Origin of the sequence: Wolbachia endosymbiont (group A) of Philonthus cognatus (genome assembly GCF_947251755.1) — a bacterium.
Classification (GTDB): domain Bacteria; phylum Pseudomonadota; class Alphaproteobacteria; order Rickettsiales; family Anaplasmataceae; genus Wolbachia; species Wolbachia pipientis.
In genome coordinates this window covers 1,733,962-1,751,127 of sequence record NZ_OX366388.1, presented here as the reverse complement: position 1 = coordinate 1,751,127, position 17,166 = coordinate 1,733,962, and the positions used below count along the sequence as shown (strand labels likewise).

The following is a 17,166-nucleotide window of genomic DNA, read 5'->3' as shown; positions in this document are numbered from 1 at the left end:
AATGAGTACCCCATTGTAAATATTATCTGATATAAGAATATATAAGTATAGGGCTCATTAATTACAAGCCCAATTTAGGTTTCTAATTAGTTATTAGAACTTAAAAGGCGCGAAAGCCACTTAGTCAGCCAAAAATTGCCTCGTAGTTTATTTGAATTATCAGCTTCTTCATTGCTGCTATCCCCAATTTGGTATCCAGAGTTCTGTAATGGCTTATAACCGTTTAAATTAACATCATCTCCTTGTTTTAAAACAAATGTATTTACATCTAAACTGTTATCAATACTAACGTTCAATGTAATATTAAACTCTTTTTCGATTGTAGAAACTGTATTGCGTTTGTTATTAAAAATGTGCGCTATAACTGCACTGTGTGCTACTAAATCAAAAGACTTATTTCGATTCTTGTTAGCAATATGTTGTAAGTCCCTTAGTATTGATGAAACAATTACTTCGTTTGATTTTATTCTTCCAGTACCTTTGCAGTGTAAACATTCTGTAGTATTAATTTCTTGTATGTTTGGTTTAATTCTTTGTCTTGAAAATACCATTAAACCAAAGTCATTTATGTAGCTAAATTGAACTTTAGCTTTATCGTCTTTAAACGCTTGCTTTATAGCAGACTCAACAGCTCTGCAATACTGATATTTCAACATATCAATAAAATCGACTACTATTAATCCTGATAGGCCCCTAAGATTCACCTGTCTTGATATTTCAGGTACTGCTTCCATGTTGGTTCTATAAGCTGTTTCTTCTATGCTATCTTCTCCTGTCATCTTTCCTGAATTTACGTCTATTGAAACAAACGCCTCAGTTAAAGTTATTATCAAAGACCCACCAGATGGCAATTCTACTCTATTGCTATATAACTCAGAAATTTGATCTTCGATTCCGTAGTAAGTAAAGATCGGAGCATAACCTCTATACAATCTATAGCGCAACTTACTACCTTTTAGTGCATTGTTAGCATATTGCTTAACTGCTTCAAAAGATTCCTTTCCAGACACTATAACTTCTATACCATCGCTACAAAAATCACGAACAGATCTCATAATTACATCTGCTTCGTTGTAAATTAATGATGGAGCATTTACAGAGAAGGCATTTTTTTGAATGCTCTGCCATAATGAGGATAAGTAATTGTAATCTTGCTCAATTTCTTTCTTACTTTTTCCTGAACCAACAGTTCTTACTATTAAACCTGATCTTTTTGGCAAGTTTATTAAATTTAGTATATCCTTTAACTGCTTTCTGACATTAGCATCTTCAATTCTGCGGGACACTCCACCTTTGCTCATGGAATTTGGCATGAAAACACAGTATCTACCCACTAAAGTTATGTATGTTGTAAATGAAGCTCCTTTATTGCCTCGTTCCTCTTTAGTTAGCTGAACCAATATTTTTTGATTTACTGAAATAACATCTTGTAATTTGTATTTTTTATATAAAGGTACCTCTCTTACAAAACCACTACCTGATTCGTTGACATTCTTACTAGCTGCAGAATCTGAAGAAACATTTGCTGAGGCTTCTTCTATACAATCGTCATTTGAGTAGCCCTCAAAGATAGTTTCCTTTTCTTTTTCTGGAATGTTGAAGTAATCTAGAGATATCTCGGAAAAAGACAAAAAACCTTGCTTATTTTTTCCATATTCAATAAATACGGCTTGCAAAGAAGGCTCTATACGCTTTATATAAGCAACGTATATATTACCTCTTAATTGTTTTTTTTCCTTGAATTCTTGTTCAAATTCTACAACCTTGTTATTAATTGACAAGGCAACTCTTACCTCATTAGAACAGATAGAATTTTCTATCAATAATACCCTTTTACCACTATTTATCACTTATTTACCGTTTGCTTTTTATTCTGAAGTTAACTTTATGCTACTTAATGCACTGTTGATTGTCAAGGATTTTGCAATCTGCATTATTCGATTGACTTTTAGTATTTTGCGTAATAAACTCGCATAGAATTTATTATATCATTATAAGTATGGCGAAAAAAAATGCTTCTTTGCTTGTTAAGTTAGTCAGCACTGCAATCAAGACAACAAGAGCTGGTGAAGAAAAATCAACAGGCTATTTTTATGTAAAAAAGCGTAATCCAAAAAAGCTCACCAGAAAACTGGAGTTTAGAAAGTATGACCCAGTAGTCAGAAGGCATGTGCTATTTAAAGAAGAAAAATTAAAGTAGTTTTTTTATAGGAAAGTTTATTATTATGCAAAATTTACAATTAAGTTATCCTGTAATAATAGAGTTGGACAATGTAAAGGATACAAAACTGAAATTAATAAAGGTCATTGCACAATTAATAGGTAAGAGATACACAACACAGAAAAAAGCAGCAAACGCTCTAAAGATTGATCAGCCTAAAGTATCTCAAATCAATAGGTCAAAAATCGAAGGGTTCTCCTTAGAATACTTGCTTAACTTATTGATTGTATTGGGCCAAGACATAAACGTAAGAATAAAGCATAATTCTAAACCTGCATAATATGTAAAGGACAAATAAATGCAGAACAATAAAACAGTAAGCTAAAAGGGAACTTATTACTCAACAAAACAAGACTTAAAATTTTGTGCAATGTTATTGATTATAGCTAGATATGCATCTTTTCCAGGCTCTATGTCTGATCCAATAGGATCAAGAACTACCATTTTTGCGTCATTAGAAAGAGCATTAGGCTTTATGCTGTCTTCCTGTGAATGAGCAAATATACATTTAACGTTTTCTTCCTTCATTATCTTTTTTAGCTTCATTAAACTCCTCATACCTATGTAAGAATCCTCTTCTATGGAAAGAATGGCGCTTGAGTGATTTAAACCAAAATATTTTTCAAAATATTGATAAGCATCGTGAGTGACGATATATTTTTGATTTTTAAAATCATTCAGTTCTTTCATGATTTCTTTTACTTCTTGGTCTATTTTTTTTATAGCTTTTGTTGCATTAGAGTTGTATCGATGGGAATTTTCTTTATCTATGTTAGACAATGTTGCACTTACAGAAAGTATCATGCTCTTTGCATTTTCGGGACTCAGCCAAATGTGTAAATCTTTTTCATCTTTAATGTGAGTAATTTTTCTAGAAAATGAATGTGGCCGAGTAGGAAGTAGGTTGATTGCCTTTGACAATTGCACTAGTTCTTTATTATTTTTGGCGAAAGTTTGAACAAACGTCTCTAAGTTATCGTCAACATAAAATATAACGTCACTTGATTCTAAATTACTCGCATCAGATGGCTTTAATATATAATTATGCGCAGATGTTGCATAGCCAAGCAATTCCGGTTCTAAAATCCCTTCTGTAATAGAAGCTACAAGTGAGTGGATAGGTTTGATTGTAGCTACAACTTTTAAATTGGATGAAAAGGCGATATTATAGTATAGTGTAAATGAAAGTAATAGAAAAAAAGTCAGTAAATGTCTCATATAAACGTTGAGAAGAAGTTAAATTTTGTCAATAAATTGAATAATGTCAATAATCGTGTTCTAAAAATAGAAAATCTTGCTCTCACATATGATGGTAAAAGAATCCTTGACAATATCAATATGTTCATGGAAAGAGGAGACATAATTACAATACTTGGTCCAAATGGTGGAGGTAAAACCTCTTTAGTGAAAGCAATTGCTGGCATAAATAAAAGCTGTACCGGTAATATCGTATTTGCTGACAACATAAAAATTGGCTATATGCCGCAAAATTTTAGTATTAGTAATTTGATGCCAATAACAGTTGAATATTTCCTTTTAAATAGCTCCTTGAAAAGACTAAAGAAAAATCAATCCATTATTACAGAAACGATAGAGTTGGTTGGTATCGGTAACATTTTGAAGAATCAAGTGTTAGAAATTTCTGCAGGGCAAACACAATTATTGCTACTTGCACGTTGTTTAATTGCAGAGCCTGACTTGATCATTCTAGATGAACCAGTTAGTGCAATGGATATTAACGCGCGGGCTAAATTTTATGATATTATAAATAAAATAGCAAAAAAACGATTGGTATCGATTCTTATGACTTCTCATGATCTTAACTCTGCTCTACCATCCTCAGATTACATAATTTGTATAAATAATACTATCTATTGCCAAGGCAAGCCTGATGAGATTATGAAAAATAGAACCCTAAATGAAATATTTAGCAGTTACGCAGCGAAATGATTCAAAATATTTTGCGTCTTCTGCACATAACTACGGTGCTGACGCGTTACAATATATTACCTTATTTACTTCCACCATCAAAAAAATCAATAAATAAAATACAAGGCCACAAGCTAAAGTGTGCTCTTGAAAAATTAGGTCCGGTGTTCATTAAGTTTGGGCAGTCTATCTCATCACGTACTGATGTTTTAAATGAAGATATAACAAATAACTTGTTATTGATATGTGATAGATTGCCATCATTTTCACATAAAATAGCAGTTAAAACTATAGAAAGTGAGTTTAATTGTAAATTGAGCGACATTTTTTCAAGCTTTTCTGAAAAGCCAATTGCAGCAGCATCGATTTCTCAGGTGCATAGAGCGGTTACAACTGAGGGTAAGGAAGTTGCTGTGAAGGTTTTAAGGCCAAATATTGAGAAAACATTCTCAAGAGATATAAAAATGCTTTCTTGGCTTGCAGAAATTGCAGAAAAATTTAGCGAACAATCAAAAAGGCTGAGGCCAATTGAATTAGTTAAAACTTTTGCTGAAATTTGCCGATTAGAGTTAGATCTACGTTTTGAAGCTGCTCACTCTTCGGAACTAAAGAAAAACACAAAAAATGACAGAGGTTTTTATGTACCTGAAATAGATTGGAATAGAACTGCAAAAAAGGTTTTAACATTAGAATGGATAGAAGCAACGCCAATATACGAAGTTGAAAAACTGAATAATCATAAGCAAATAGCTATCAATCTTATAGAATCGTTTTGTAATCAGGTATACAGGGATTGTTTTTTTCATGCTGATATGCATCCTGGAAATCTAATGGTTGATAGTAATAACAATATTATTGCTCTGGATTGTGGAATCATGGGTAGAATAGATCGTGAGACATGCTATTACGTTATAGAGATACTCAAAGGCTTTTTAAATCGGGATTATGATCACGTTGCAAAAATGCACTTTAAAGCTGGTTACGTTTCATCACAGCATAGAAATTTTGTCACAGCTTGCAGGGCAATAGGTGAACCCATTATTGGGCAGCCTATACAGAAGATTTCATTTGCTAGTTTACTTGCTCAGCTATTAAAAATAACTGGTGATTTTGATATGAAAGTTCAAACACAATTGTTATTGCTGCAGAAAACTATGATTTTACTGGAAGGGACATGTAGAAAGATCTACCCAGAAATCAATATGTGGAAAGTAGTTGAAGCGTGGATAAGCAGTCAACATGAAAGTAAAATAGGGTATAGGGAAAAAATTAGAAGTTCTTATCCTGTAAAAACAATCCAAGGGATATTTAGCCTTATAGAAAAATTAAACCTAATAGCTGATAAAAAATTAGAAAACATCCAAATTAAAAATAAATCAAATGGAAAAGTCTATTTTTTATTGTGGTTTGTAATTATAATTCTAATCGTTAAACTTTTAATTTCTTAAACTATGGGAAAAAACTGCGTCAAATCCAATTTTTATTCAACTTAATTTTTAATCTGCAGGAGCCGAGTTGAGAATGTCCAATTTTCCACTTTCTTTATGTATCTGTTCAGCAGAGTGGCAAAATAAGGTAGACGAGAAAAGACAACTATAGGAACAAATGGGTGTCATGCCAGTGCGTGACACTGGCCTCTTGTTTCAATGTTAAACAAAATACCATAGAATTCAAAAAGACAATTCCTAGAAAATTTCTACATCTAAAAAAGGCATAAGTTATGTTAATGCTGTTTGAATGAGATGATATAAAGATAAGCCAAATTTTTACAAAGAAAACATTTCAAGCAGCAAGACACCTTTGATTGAAAGAGAGCACCAAATTTATGGGGTGAGTAACTGTGCTATTTCAACTATAGTATTTTCTAAAACGAATGATAAACGTCTAAAATGGTATTACCAACTAAAAGGTGTAAGTCTGTACATTGATGCATTAGAGGTCTGAGGCAACTTTTGATGGTGTGCCAACAATGCTCTATCGGATTTAGATCAGGTGAATATGTTGGAAGATAAAGCAAATGACAGCCAAAAGACTCTATTAATGACTTTGTTTTGGGAGTTTTATGGAATGTAGCATTATCCATAACTATGGTTGTATCACGCTGTAATTGTGGAAGTAATCTTCGCTCTAACCATACATTAAATATATCTTTATTACACCCTCCTGTGAAGGTCATTGGTGCAATAAACTTCTCATCCACCTATTATACTCACTCTTTCCCGCTTTTTTCCTGGAACATCAGCATATATTTTTTCTCCTCTTGGAGCTCGTGCATATTCTCGGTATAGTCTATTATCAACTCCTGCTTCATCTATATATAAAATGCTACAGTGGTCTATTTTTGAGACTTTATCGATAAATTGCTGCCTATCTTCTTGATTGCGCTCTTGATAGAATGTGACTTTTTTTAAAGGTTATTTTTAGCTGTCTTAATCTATACCAAATTGCACTTATCCCAAAGCCAAGGTTTTGTTTCATTTCTGCTAGTGTGTGATCTGGGTGTTTTTTGACATATTCTTTGAGTATTTCTGGATCTATTTTTCGAATAAAACCAGTACTTTTTACCGCTTTGAGACCTTGGCCAGTAGCTTTCTTTTTTAGCCATCTATATAGTGTTGCTATCCCTATCTCAAAAACCTCTGCAACTTCAACCTTTGACTTTCCTTTTTCTACCAAAGACACTGCTTTTTCCCTTAAATCTACACTATATACCATCGCTTTCCCTACTTTAAAAAAACATATTATACCTTTATCATTCGCTTTCGAAAATACTATAGTTAGCGGAATGACGGTTTTTCAAATTGTCGGTAAATCTAAGTCAGTTTAGCTATAATTTCCTAAATTTGCTCACAATCTCTTGACTTGACACATATGTTTTTTTCCCAAATGTTACTATCTTCCTCCTTTTCCTTTCTCAATTTGTGCAACCATTTCCTTTACATTTGCATGCGTGAGAAGGGAATTTTTGCTGACATGAGATTTTGGATCAGATTTTGCTGTTACGTGTTTCGTTGCAGATCTTTTATTCTCTGTTAGAAATGAATGAGATTGTTTTTTCTTCACACCGATATCCGCTTGTGCTGCTGGAGTGGTTTTGCTTTCAGCAAGCTGTACATTAGCATTTCCTTTTGCTTGATTTTGCTCAAATTTTTCTTTTAATGCCTTTACTTTACTGCCCATCTCGCGATTAGCTCCTCCTTTCATAGTAGCTGCTGCTACTTTTGGTATCGCCTTACCAGCAGCTTTTTGTGCTGATTTCCTATTGTCTTGATTTTCAGATTTTAGTGGTACTCTTTCAGCTGATTTTTTAAGAATTACTCCTACTACTTTTGGCTCTGTGCTTACTTTTTGATTAGCACGGCTTAGATTTTTAGGCTTTGGCGGTACTGCAGGTTTATCTTTGATTACCACTTTCGATTCTTGTCTAACTTCTTGACCAGTAGTAAACATTTTTTTTGGCACTTGCGGTGGTTTTGGTGGTACGAGGGATTGAGGTTGTTGTTTCTGCTTACGTTCTCTTTTTGCTTCTATATGTTCTTTAGGAACTGTTGCATAAATTGGCTCTTCTTTGGGCGATTTTGAACTCTGCGAATTTTCTATTAAAATTTTACTCCTCTTCTCTTGATAATTTGATATCTCTTTGTATACAGACTCTTCATTTAATGAACTTCCATAGCCTGAATCTTCTCTCTGCTCATATAAAGGATTTTCCTTTTGCTTTTTCTCTTGATAATTTGATATGTCTTCATATTCAGACCCCTGATCTAATGAACTTTCATAGCCTGAATCCTCAGAAGGATTTTCCTTAGCATCAGGCATACTAAAACTATTAGCTCCTTTTAGTAAAGAAGATGTAGACTTTGCCTTGCTTTCTCCATCTGAGGATATTTCTGATTTAAAGCGTACCTTCCTCGAATCTGGAGCAGCCGGAGGTGCTGTTGTTGGTCGCTTTATTTGCCTCATGCGATTACCACCTAATTTTTCTTTCGGCTGTTCTTCTTTTCGCAGCTCAAAAGTACCTTCCTTTTGCTTTCTACCTTCCAAACTCACTTCGTGTGATCTATCTTTTCCTTGACTCTTTTCACTTTGTTCTAAATTTAAAGAATCTTTTAAAATATTATTTTTTCTGAAATCTTTTTCTAATTGTTCCAAGAGATCAATTTTTTTTAAAATTCTTGTATACTTAGCTGCTGTTTCTAAAGTGAAACTTGACAACTCATCATTTACAAAATTACTTATACTACTGTTCTTGGTTGGAAAATTTTTTCCCAAAATTCTATTCATTAATGTTTTAAAAAGACCTAATGGCTGTTCTACATAATTGTTCAAGTCAGTATATATAACAAACTCAGCTATACCTTTTGCCTCACCTGTAAAACCTTCTAATGCATGAGATAAATCCCTTAAGAGGTTGTCCGGAAACAAGTAAAAGGCTATAATATCTGAAATTTTAGTACGGGGTAAAGATGAGAAAAAAGTATCCAACAGATCTAAGCGAAAGGGAATGGGCAAGAATAGAAAAACACTTCAGAGTATCATACAAGAAAGGAGGAAGGCCGCCAAAGTATAGCAAAAGAGAAATATTAGAAGCAATTTTCTATGTATTGCGTACAGGGTGTCAATGGCGGTATTTACCAAATGATTTTCCGCTATGGAAGACTGTGTATGAGCAGTTCAGGCAATGGAAGAAGCAGGGAATTTTTGAGAAAATGAATTATGAAATTACAAAATATAGTAGAAGAAAAATAGGAAGGAATGAGCAGCCGAGTGCCTGTATAGTAGATAGTCAATCTGTAAAGACTACAGAAAAGGGGGGATCAAAGGCTATGATGGAAGTAAAAAAGTAAAGGGTAGAAAAAGGCATATAATTACAGACACTCAGGGTTTTATACTAGGTTGTTACGTAGGCGCTGCTAACGAAAATGATAGAGATGGTATTAAAATAGCATTAAACAATATGAGAACAAAATATACTAAAGTTAAAAAAATGTGGGCTGACATGGGATACCAAGGAAGAAATTTAAAGAATCACATAAAGGAAGAATATGACATAGATATTGAAATTGTTACAAGGCCTCCATGTAGATTTTGGGTGCACAAAGATACGCCACCTGAGCTACTACCAACAAGAGAACAAGGGTTTAAAGTACAGCCAAGAAGATGGGTTGTAGAAAGGACTTTTGCTTGGGTTAATAGGAATAGAAGGCTATCGAAGGAGTATGATTTACTCACAACATCCACTGAGAATTTCATATACCTAGCTATGAGTAGGGTTATGTTAAAGAGGGAATATGCTTGAATTTACTAGTTTCCGGACAACCTCTAACGTTTTGTTATATTGTTTCTCTGCATTTCCTAGCTTTACAGCTTTGATCAGAGAATCGAGATTTTTTTTATAGTTCTCACTTTTAAATGGATTATTCATACTAATTACAGCTCATTATTTATTAAAATATAGATCTAAAATATTAAGATCTAGTAAATGTTACTTTTGTAATTCATGTAGAACTATAGCTATAATAAGTAAGATTTCCCTACGTCATACCGCCGCGGTATCTCCAGATACCGCTAACAACTTACTATTACCAACAAATATGAGGTTCGTGAGCAAGTCGCCATCCTTCTGCTAAATCAAAGAGACGTTTATATCCTTTCCAAAGAGTAATTGGTCCTGGTTTTGGGTCGCTTTTTCTTGCTAAATGACCTCCAAGTTCACGAAACGGCTTCTTTTATAGTAGGGGCTATATTTGGACATGGTTTCCTGTGTATTTTAACATATAAAACTTTCCATTCTTCCTCAGCTAATAAGGCAGTACATGGTAATGTTGGGTTAGTTCTTGCAATTGATGTAATAAAGCAAATTCTCCAAGCAATAATGCTCATGACTGTTAAATACCTCATTAATCTTTCTGCTGTTCCAAGTCTACATTCCTCAACTTTGAGACCGGATTTAAAATTTTATGTAATATCTCTATTTTCCATCTAAGGCAATTGTAAGTTAAAAACGTGATATAAAAGAGATAAGAGAGAAAGATAACCCTGCTCACTAGGAATAGCGGGCGTGCGCGACCGAAAGGAAATTGGTATTACAACCGTTGGTATCAAGGTACGCTAGCCCTATCTCTCGATACGTTTGAATAGTTGCTTGGGACATATATATGCACCCGTTTACAATCTTAAATTAACTAAAACTATCGAGGTTTATTATGGTTACATCTTATCAAAATTTTATTGGCATTGACATCGGAAAATTTAAAAATGTCGTTGCAATTCACAAACAGAAGAATGCTGTCGAATTTGATAATAATGCTTCTGGTTGGCAACAATTATTTCAAGAGTTTTCAGATATTCTACCTAATGCTTTAGTGACTTTAGAAAATACAGGGAAATATGAGCTTGGCTTATCACATTTTCTTACCGACAAAAATATTGCCGTGCATCGAGCTAATACTCGTAAAGTAAAAAGCTTTATTTTATCTCACGGAACTTTAGCAAAGTCTGATAGATCAGATGCAAGAGCTCTTGCTCAATATGGATTTGAACGCCATAGAACTATCTCTCTATTTGTACCTACCTCTACAGAACAATCAACTTTGGCTGCACTTTGTCAACGTCGTGATGATATTACGCAAATGAGAACTCAAGAAAAATGCAGACTTGAAGCACCGGAAAATGATCATATAAAAGAAAGCTGTCAAAAGACCATTGAGTTTTTCGATAGTCAAATAAACGAACTCAATGATACTATACAAAAGATTATTGATGAAAGCCGCGAATTACAACAACGCCAAAAAATTCTTAAAACAGTTCCTGGAATAGGTAAAAAGTTATCACAAGATTTTTTGTGTTTAATGCCAGAGCTTGGTTACTTAAATAGAAAAGAAGTAGCAAGTCTTGCCGGAGTTGCACCGCATCCAAAAGAAAGTGGTAAAGCTGTTGGTTACCGAAGGATTACAGGTGGTAGAAGTAACGTTCGTTCAAAGCTCTTTACAGCCGCTATGGCTGCTACAAGGTCAAAATCTATACTTGGCGCCTTTTATTCTAAGCTTGTTGAAAGTGGTAAGAAGAAGATGGTGGCTATAACAGCCCTAATGCGTAAAATTATAGTAATTGCTAATACAAGACTTAAAGAAGCAATTAATTTGCATACTTAAAAATCTTCACAACGGTAACTGAAATTGGCTAATGAATATGTGCGTCCACACAGACTTAAAGCACATATTCATTAGCTTAAGCAGAAATTGCTGTGGTAGCTGTTTGATATAAAATTCTATTTCTATGACAAACGGGTTTTTATTGCCCATATAATTTGCAAAATTACACAAATAAAAAAATTTTTAAAAAACATAGTTGATATCAACTAATTTTTTCAACAGCTTCATCGAAAGTATTAACTGAAAGATTCGTTAATAGCATCCATTCTAGCGGTTTTTTTTTAAGGGAAGGGGAGTTTTCTCAACAACATAAACTGCATAAAGTGGTAATTTAGGTAGTTCTTCCGTCTTATGCCTAATATTATTCTTAGATGGATTCATCATAAACTTTCCAAATCTAACTTCCAAACGTGCTGTTCTTTTTGGCTTATTATCTTTTACAGGAACTTCAACTTCTACCGTACCTGCACAATGAGAGGATTTAATAAATGCCCATAACTTCTGCTCACCTTTTTCAGGATATCGAGATTTTCTATTTACTGCTCTATCTCTGCATGCTCTAACTAGCACTGCCGAATTAAGACTATGTGCAAGCTCAAAAAAGTCATATATATCTGCTTCTCTATCGCATACAGTTATAGTCTCAGTTTGAGTTGGATCAATAATATTATTTGTTTTTCTTAAAGTTTCCAACCACTTTACGCTTTCTTTATTTTCAATGCGATCGCTCTTTTTTTTAAGGTTCTCAGTTTCTTCAGGTCTTGAATAAACTTTTTGATCTAGTATCCCTAGTACCAACTTTCTATACTAACGGCAAGAGCTGTATGCATTATAATACCTTTTGCAGTATCATAACTGGACAAATTTGCTAATCCGCTTGTTTTTTTATGGTTATTATATACAATGTAACTGGTATCTTGAATGACAAGAACCCTCTTGTGAGCTTTTGTTCTCTCAACTGTTTTATCAATGTGTGAAGCTAGAATATCGACTTCTTTTACGTTCTCATTTTAAAAAAAACGATATGCTGCTTTTGCTTCTGACCAACTTCCGCATGCCTCATTAATTGAGCTTTCAGGTAAACTTATCAAACTGTCAGCAATATTTACTAATCGGTCAGTTAATCTTTTATCTCCAAGTACAGCATCTCCAAATTCATTTTTAGCCCATTCATTACTCTCGTTTGCCATTTTTATACCCTCAATATTTGCAAACTCTAATATTGTAATACTTTATTTATAAGTACATTTATATTTGTGGGTAATAGTAAGGAATGACACCGTCTTGGATGGAAACCAGTGTCAGCTACTTTCATGACAGAGGGGGGTGGGATGACAGAAGATGATGGAGTGACAGGGAGTAATACAAAAAGTTTCGTCATCCCCATTGAATCGGCTTTAAAATCGATGTTCAAAGTTGAAATTTCCCTAGAAGATGCGGGAAAAATCAGAAAAGGTCAGGAAGTTGTATTAAATAACTTGCGTAATTTAAAGAATCATGATATTTGTTGTGCGGTGGTGGGTAGTGTACCTATTGCAATCTGCAGTTTTATTTATGGTTGTGTGAAACCTATTCGTGTTTTTAATATTTAAAATGAGGTTTAGATGTCGATAACATCCGAAAAGAAAAAGAGTTTGATAAATATATATGCAATTAAAGAAGATGATACAGGCTCATCTTTTGTACAATGTGCAATTTTGACCGAGAGGATCAGTAACTTAACTGAGCATTTTAAAGTGCACAAGCATGACCATCACTCTAAGCGTGGTTTACTTATATTGATAGGTAGAAGACGCAAGCACTTAAATTATATAAAGCGTAAATTTGGTAATGAAGCCTATCAGGAATTAATAGAGAAGTTAGGCATTAGAAAATAATCGAGGAATTTAATATGTTTAAAATTATAAAAAAATCTATAGAGTGGGGTGGTCGTCCCTTATCTTTAGAAACAGGAAAAATAGCACGCCAAGCTCATGGTTCAGTAGTTGTAAATTACGGTGATACTTCTGTTTTAGTAACTGTTGTACGTAAAAAGAAGGAAGAAAGCGTTGATTTCCTACCTTTAAATGTGCAGTTTATCGCAAAAAGCTATGCCATGGGTAAGATCCCTGGCGGGTTTTTTAAAAGAGAAGGCAAGCCATCTGATAGAGAAACTTTAATCTCAAGAGTAATAGATAGAAGTATAAGACCACTATTCCCAGAAGGATTTCATGATGAAATTAGTGTGGTGTGCAATCTATTAACTTATGATACAGTCAATCCTCCTGAAGTGCCAGCATTGATTGGTGCTGTTGCAGCTCTTGCAATTTCTGGTGTTCCCTTTCACTTTACTATAGCTGGAGTGATGGTTGGTTGTGATGAAAATAATAACTATATACTCAACCCTTCTGTTCAAGAGATGAAAGCAAGCAGCTTGGATCTGTTTTTGTCTGGTGATGAAAATTCAATTTTAATGGTTGAATCAGAAGTGAAAGAGCTCTCTGAAGAAAATGTTTTTAATGCAATAAAATTTGGCCATGAACACCTTAAGCCTGTCATTAAGCTCATAAAAGAGTTTGCTGATACAATTGGCAATAAACCTGAGAGCTTTGCCCCTATTGATGCATCAGATATAACACAAGAGCTCGAAAAATACGGTAAAGATTTTGAAAAAGCATATTCGCAAACAGTAAAACAAGAGCGAGTTCAAGCTCTAGAAGCGATCAGAGAGAATATATTGAATACTCTTAAAGAAACTGGAAAAGACGAAAAGTTAATTACGTATGCAGTAAAAAACTTTGAAAGATCTTTAGTACGTGAAATAATTAGGAAGAAAAGTGTAAGGATAGACGGTCGTAAGCATGATGAGATACGTCAGATAGAAGTTGAAGTTGATATTCTGTCCAAAACTCACGGTTCTGCACTATTTACAAGAGGCAATACTCAGGCACTGGTTGTTACTGCTCTTGGCACCACTCAAGATGAGCAAATTGTGGATGATATTGAAGGGGATAGACGTGAGCATTTCATGTTGCATTATAACTTTCCCTCATTTGCTGTTGGAGAAACTTCTGCTGCGCGTGCACCAGGAAGAAGAGAAATCGGTCATGGCAAACTTGCTTGGAAAGCAATTCATCCTGTTTTACCCGATAAGTCTGAATTTCCTTATACAATAAGAGTAGTGTCCGAAATTTTGGAGTCTGATGGTTCTTCTTCTATGGCAACAGTTTGTGGGACTTCTCTTGCTTTAATGGATACGGGTGTGCCAATAAAGGCCCCTGTTGCTGGAATTGCTATGGGTCTCATCAAAGATAAAGACGAGTATGTAATACTTTCCGATATACTTGGTGATGAAGATTATCTTGGTGATATGGACTTTAAAGTAGCAGGAACTAGTGAAGGGGTTACGGCGCTACAAATGGACATGAAAATTTCTGGTATAAGCTTTGAAATTGTTGAAAAATCTTTAGAACAGGCAAAAGCTGGAAGATTACATATTTTAGAAAAAATGAATGCAGTGATTTCAGAACACAGTGATGATGTCAAAGACCATGCACCAAGGATGTTATCATTTTACATAGATAAAGACAAAATTTCTGCTGCTATAGGTTCTAAGGGGAAAAATATACGCAGTGTGTGTGAAAGAAGTAATGCAAAAATTGAAATAGGAGATGATGGTAAAGTTTCTGTTTTTGCTACGAGTGGCACTGAAGCTGAAATTGCAAAGAGTATGATGATTGATTCAATAACAGAACTAGAACAAGGTTCTATAGTTGATGTCAAGGTTGTAAGAATAGAGAAGTCTATTGTAGAGCTTGAATTTCTTAATGGCAGAAAAGGAAAAATGCACATAAGTGAAGTAGCTAATGAACATATAGATTCTATAGAGAGCGTACTTAAACAAGATGATACTTTCAAAGCACTAGTAATTGACTTCGAAAAAGGTGGGTGTCCAAAGTTGTCAAGACGTCGGGTTGATCAAGAGACGGGAGAGTTTTTTGAAGGTGAGCTTTACAACGAGGAAAGGAAAGATGGTCCAAATGACAGGGATAATTATTACAATAATTCATTTAGTAGAAAACCTGGAGGAAGTCACCATAAGAGGCCTCCTCGTCCTCGTTCTGGTTTCAGCAATAGAAATAGGCCGAAATTTGGTAATAATGATTCATCATCAGGTTTTTATTAAGAGTAAACTTCTTGCGTTACCTCTCGTCATTCCAGTGCTTAACACTGGAATGACACCCTTTCTGGTGAAGGTTGTTCTCAAATCACAATGTTAGTACAATTGTGGTGTTAGCTATAGCTAACCCAAGGTATCCGTTCAGCGGAGTGGTAGAATAAGGTAGACAAAGTGATCTAAAAAGATAATCATAGAGCAAAAGTGAGGTAATGTGGTAAACCTTTTAGAACTTTGCAAAAATTTACAGCAAAAAATAGAAAAACTGAAAGCAGAGATAGAAAACTTAAAAGCAGAAAATAAAGCTTTAAAGATAGAGAACGCTGAATTAAAGGAAAGGCTTGGTTTAAACTCGAAAAATTCATCTCTACCGAGCTCTAAAGAATTGTACAAAACAAAAAAGGACAAGCCAAAAAGCGAAAGGAATGTTGGCGATCAGGTTGGGCATAAAGGAAATTTTCATGCTACAATGGAAGCGGATAAAGTAGTAAAAATAGAGTTGCCTAATATTTGCGAATGCGGAGGAGAGCTTGTAATATGCGAAAAACCTTATGTTCACCAAAAAGTTGATCTTCCGGAAATTAGGCCTTATGTAGTATAGCATTTCTCATAATAGTCCGAACAGGTCATAGGAAGGCAGAATCAACAGCACGACGAAAGGATTCGAATAGAGGAATGTTTTTCCTGGCTCTGTTTTTTATAGCAAACCAATGATGCTCAATTTTGTTGAAATCTGGAGAATAAGGCGGCAGATACAAAATTTCTGCACCAACCCCTTTAGCAAGCTTTATCAGACTTATGAAAAGTAGCATTGTCAAGAATGACAGTCTGTCCAGGTTCCAAGATCGGTGTCAAAAATTGCTCAAACCATCCATTAAAAACATCCATATTACAGTGGCCTTCAAAGGTTAACGGAACAACTATCTTTCTTCCACTTAAGGCTGCAACCATACTGATTCGTTGAGTTTTCTTTCCAGATTTTAAGGCATAAAACCGCTGTCCTTTCTGGCAATATCCGTAGGGGTAGTCTTCGGTGTTATCAATGCCAGACTCATCTATATACACTAAGTTTTTAGGTTCTTTTGTCGCTATAATTTTCAAAAATTCAGCACGTTTTCCTTCGTTTCTTTCCTTGTATCCATATGTCTTTTTTTGCGCGTAAATCCAATTTTTTTAAGGGCTCGATAGATCGTTTGGATACTAACGTTGTTCCAAAGTTTAGCCATTTCCGATAGAGTCTTTCCTCCGTGTTCTCTGGCAAATTTGGCAAAGGTATCCCAGTCGGTAATTTTGTGATTGTAACCCCCATTTCCAAGTTTTTTTGATTGAAAGTCTCCTGTTTCTTTTCTTCTTTGCTGCCACTCCCATAAAGTAGTTCGTCCAATCTTAAATCTTGCTGCCACTGTTTCTCTGCTTTCTCCTTCGTCTAGCGCTTCCATTGCTTTTTTTCTTAAATCATAACTATATGCTGCTGGCATTCAACCTCCTTATCATCATCTACCCTTATCCTATCACATCCGGACTTTTATGGAAAGAGCTATACTTGGTAGAGTTAAATTTCCTGGATCCAAGTAGTCGGCTATTCGGATGACAGGAGAAGGTACTGCCGTCATAAAGGAACCAGTGTCAGCTACTTGGATGATACCTTTTTTCTACTTAGTTTGGGTTATGCAAGAAGTCTATTATAATCAGGCTTTAAGTGTGCG

General features: G+C 34.6%; 14 protein-coding genes and 4 pseudogenes. 10 read left to right on the top strand and 8 right to left on the bottom strand.

Going from position 1 to position 17,166, the window contains the following annotated elements:
• Positions 1-86: 86 nt before the first annotated feature.
• Positions 87-1,850 (bottom strand): Rne/Rng family ribonuclease, encoded by a 1,764-nt coding sequence (locus OPR21_RS08185; RefSeq protein ID WP_077188334.1) that lies wholly within the window; start codon positions 1,848-1,850, stop codon positions 87-89.
• Positions 1,851-1,999: 149 nt separating this feature from the next.
• On the opposite strand from OPR21_RS08185, the gene rpmG reads away from it, so the two are divergent.
• Together rpmG and OPR21_RS08175 are read left to right on the top strand one after the other, a co-directional pair.
• The gene (gene rpmG, locus OPR21_RS08180) at positions 2,000-2,200 is read left to right on the top strand and encodes a 50S ribosomal protein L33 (protein WP_006279743.1); all 201 of its coding nucleotides are present in this window, start codon (positions 2,000-2,002) and stop codon (positions 2,198-2,200) included.
• 25 nt (positions 2,201-2,225) lie between these two features.
• Positions 2,226-2,501: a helix-turn-helix domain-containing protein gene (locus OPR21_RS08175; protein ID WP_236514428.1), complete on the top strand. Its 276-nt coding sequence runs from the start codon at positions 2,226-2,228 to the stop codon at positions 2,499-2,501.
• A 56-nt stretch (positions 2,502-2,557) separates the two neighbouring features.
• Here OPR21_RS08175 and OPR21_RS08170 read toward each other — a convergent pair whose 3' ends face one another.
• The gene (locus OPR21_RS08170; RefSeq protein WP_265029941.1) at positions 2,558-3,439 is read right to left on the bottom strand and encodes a zinc ABC transporter substrate-binding protein; all 882 of its coding nucleotides are present in this window, start codon (positions 3,437-3,439) and stop codon (positions 2,558-2,560) included.
• Between OPR21_RS08170 and OPR21_RS08165 the strand changes: the two genes are divergently transcribed.
• Both OPR21_RS08165 and ubiB read left to right on the top strand, forming a co-directional pair.
• The gene (locus OPR21_RS08165; protein ID WP_006279528.1) at positions 3,431-4,171 is read left to right on the top strand and encodes a metal ABC transporter ATP-binding protein; all 741 of its coding nucleotides are present in this window, start codon (positions 3,431-3,433) and stop codon (positions 4,169-4,171) included. The two genes, OPR21_RS08170 and OPR21_RS08165, sit on opposite strands and share 9 nt — an antisense overlap.
• Entirely contained in the window at positions 4,168-5,598 is a 1,431-nt protein-coding gene (ubiB, locus tag OPR21_RS08160; RefSeq protein WP_236514429.1) for a 2-polyprenylphenol 6-hydroxylase, read from the top strand. The genes OPR21_RS08165 and ubiB overlap by 4 nt, the downstream gene beginning before the upstream one ends.
• A 416-nt stretch (positions 5,599-6,014) precedes the next feature.
• Here the strand turns inward: ubiB and OPR21_RS08155 are convergent, their stop codons facing one another.
• From OPR21_RS08155 to OPR21_RS08145, 3 genes are all read right to left on the bottom strand, one after another.
• Positions 6,015-6,350 carry a transposase gene (locus OPR21_RS08155; protein WP_049973597.1) on the bottom strand — a complete coding sequence of 112 codons (336 nt, stop codon included), beginning with the start codon at positions 6,348-6,350 and terminating at the stop codon, positions 6,015-6,017.
• Positions 6,351-6,517: 167 nt separating this feature from the next.
• On the bottom strand, positions 6,518-6,865 hold the full coding sequence (locus OPR21_RS08150; RefSeq protein ID WP_022626382.1) for an IS630 transposase-related protein: 348 nt from the start codon (positions 6,863-6,865) through the stop codon (positions 6,518-6,520).
• Between the two features lie 177 nt (positions 6,866-7,042).
• Positions 7,043-8,575 carry a hypothetical protein gene (locus OPR21_RS08145; RefSeq protein WP_265029940.1) on the bottom strand — a complete coding sequence of 511 codons (1,533 nt, stop codon included), beginning with the start codon at positions 8,573-8,575 and terminating at the stop codon, positions 7,043-7,045.
• 41 nt (positions 8,576-8,616) lie between these two features.
• On the opposite strand from OPR21_RS08145, the gene OPR21_RS08140 reads away from it, so the two are divergent.
• A protein-coding gene (locus OPR21_RS08140) for an IS5-like element ISWpi1 family transposase (RefSeq protein ID WP_236514306.1) occupies positions 8,617-9,449 on the top strand; the annotation gives its coding sequence in 2 pieces (ribosomal slippage) (positions 8,617-8,986 and positions 8,986-9,449; 834 coding nt in all).
• Between the two features lie 283 nt (positions 9,450-9,732).
• Here the strand turns inward: OPR21_RS08140 and OPR21_RS08135 are convergent.
• A pseudogene (locus OPR21_RS08135) lies at positions 9,733-10,140 on the bottom strand (IS4 family transposase); the annotation flags it as partial.
• A 216-nt stretch (positions 10,141-10,356) separates the two neighbouring features.
• Between OPR21_RS08135 and OPR21_RS08130 the strand changes: the two are divergent.
• The gene (locus OPR21_RS08130; RefSeq protein WP_209472550.1) at positions 10,357-11,304 is read left to right on the top strand and encodes an IS110 family RNA-guided transposase; all 948 of its coding nucleotides are present in this window, start codon (positions 10,357-10,359) and stop codon (positions 11,302-11,304) included.
• A 208-nt stretch (positions 11,305-11,512) separates the two neighbouring features.
• Here the strand turns inward: OPR21_RS08130 and OPR21_RS08125 are convergent.
• Positions 11,513-12,494, bottom strand: a pseudogene (locus OPR21_RS08125) (IS4 family transposase); the annotation flags it as partial.
• A 108-nt stretch (positions 12,495-12,602) separates the two neighbouring features.
• Between OPR21_RS08125 and OPR21_RS08120 the strand changes: the two are divergent.
• From OPR21_RS08120 to OPR21_RS08105, 4 genes and pseudogenes are all read left to right on the top strand, one after another.
• Positions 12,603-12,896 carry a hypothetical protein gene (locus OPR21_RS08120; protein ID WP_236718489.1) on the top strand — a complete coding sequence of 98 codons (294 nt, stop codon included), beginning with the start codon at positions 12,603-12,605 and terminating at the stop codon, positions 12,894-12,896.
• Between the two features lie 12 nt (positions 12,897-12,908).
• The gene (gene rpsO, locus OPR21_RS08115; RefSeq protein ID WP_006279944.1) at positions 12,909-13,181 is read left to right on the top strand and encodes a 30S ribosomal protein S15; all 273 of its coding nucleotides are present in this window, start codon (positions 12,909-12,911) and stop codon (positions 13,179-13,181) included.
• A gap of 14 nt (positions 13,182-13,195) precedes the next feature.
• Positions 13,196-15,469 (top strand): polyribonucleotide nucleotidyltransferase, encoded by a 2,274-nt coding sequence (pnp, locus tag OPR21_RS08110; protein ID WP_077188412.1) that lies wholly within the window; start codon positions 13,196-13,198, stop codon positions 15,467-15,469.
• 205 nt (positions 15,470-15,674) lie between these two features.
• Positions 15,675-16,058, top strand: a pseudogene (locus OPR21_RS08105) (IS66 family transposase); the annotation flags it as partial.
• Between the two features lie 28 nt (positions 16,059-16,086).
• On the opposite strand, the pseudogene OPR21_RS08100 reads toward OPR21_RS08105, so the two are convergent.
• Positions 16,087-16,938 (bottom strand): annotated as a pseudogene (locus OPR21_RS08100) (IS630 family transposase).
• Positions 16,939-17,166 lie beyond the last annotated feature (228 nt).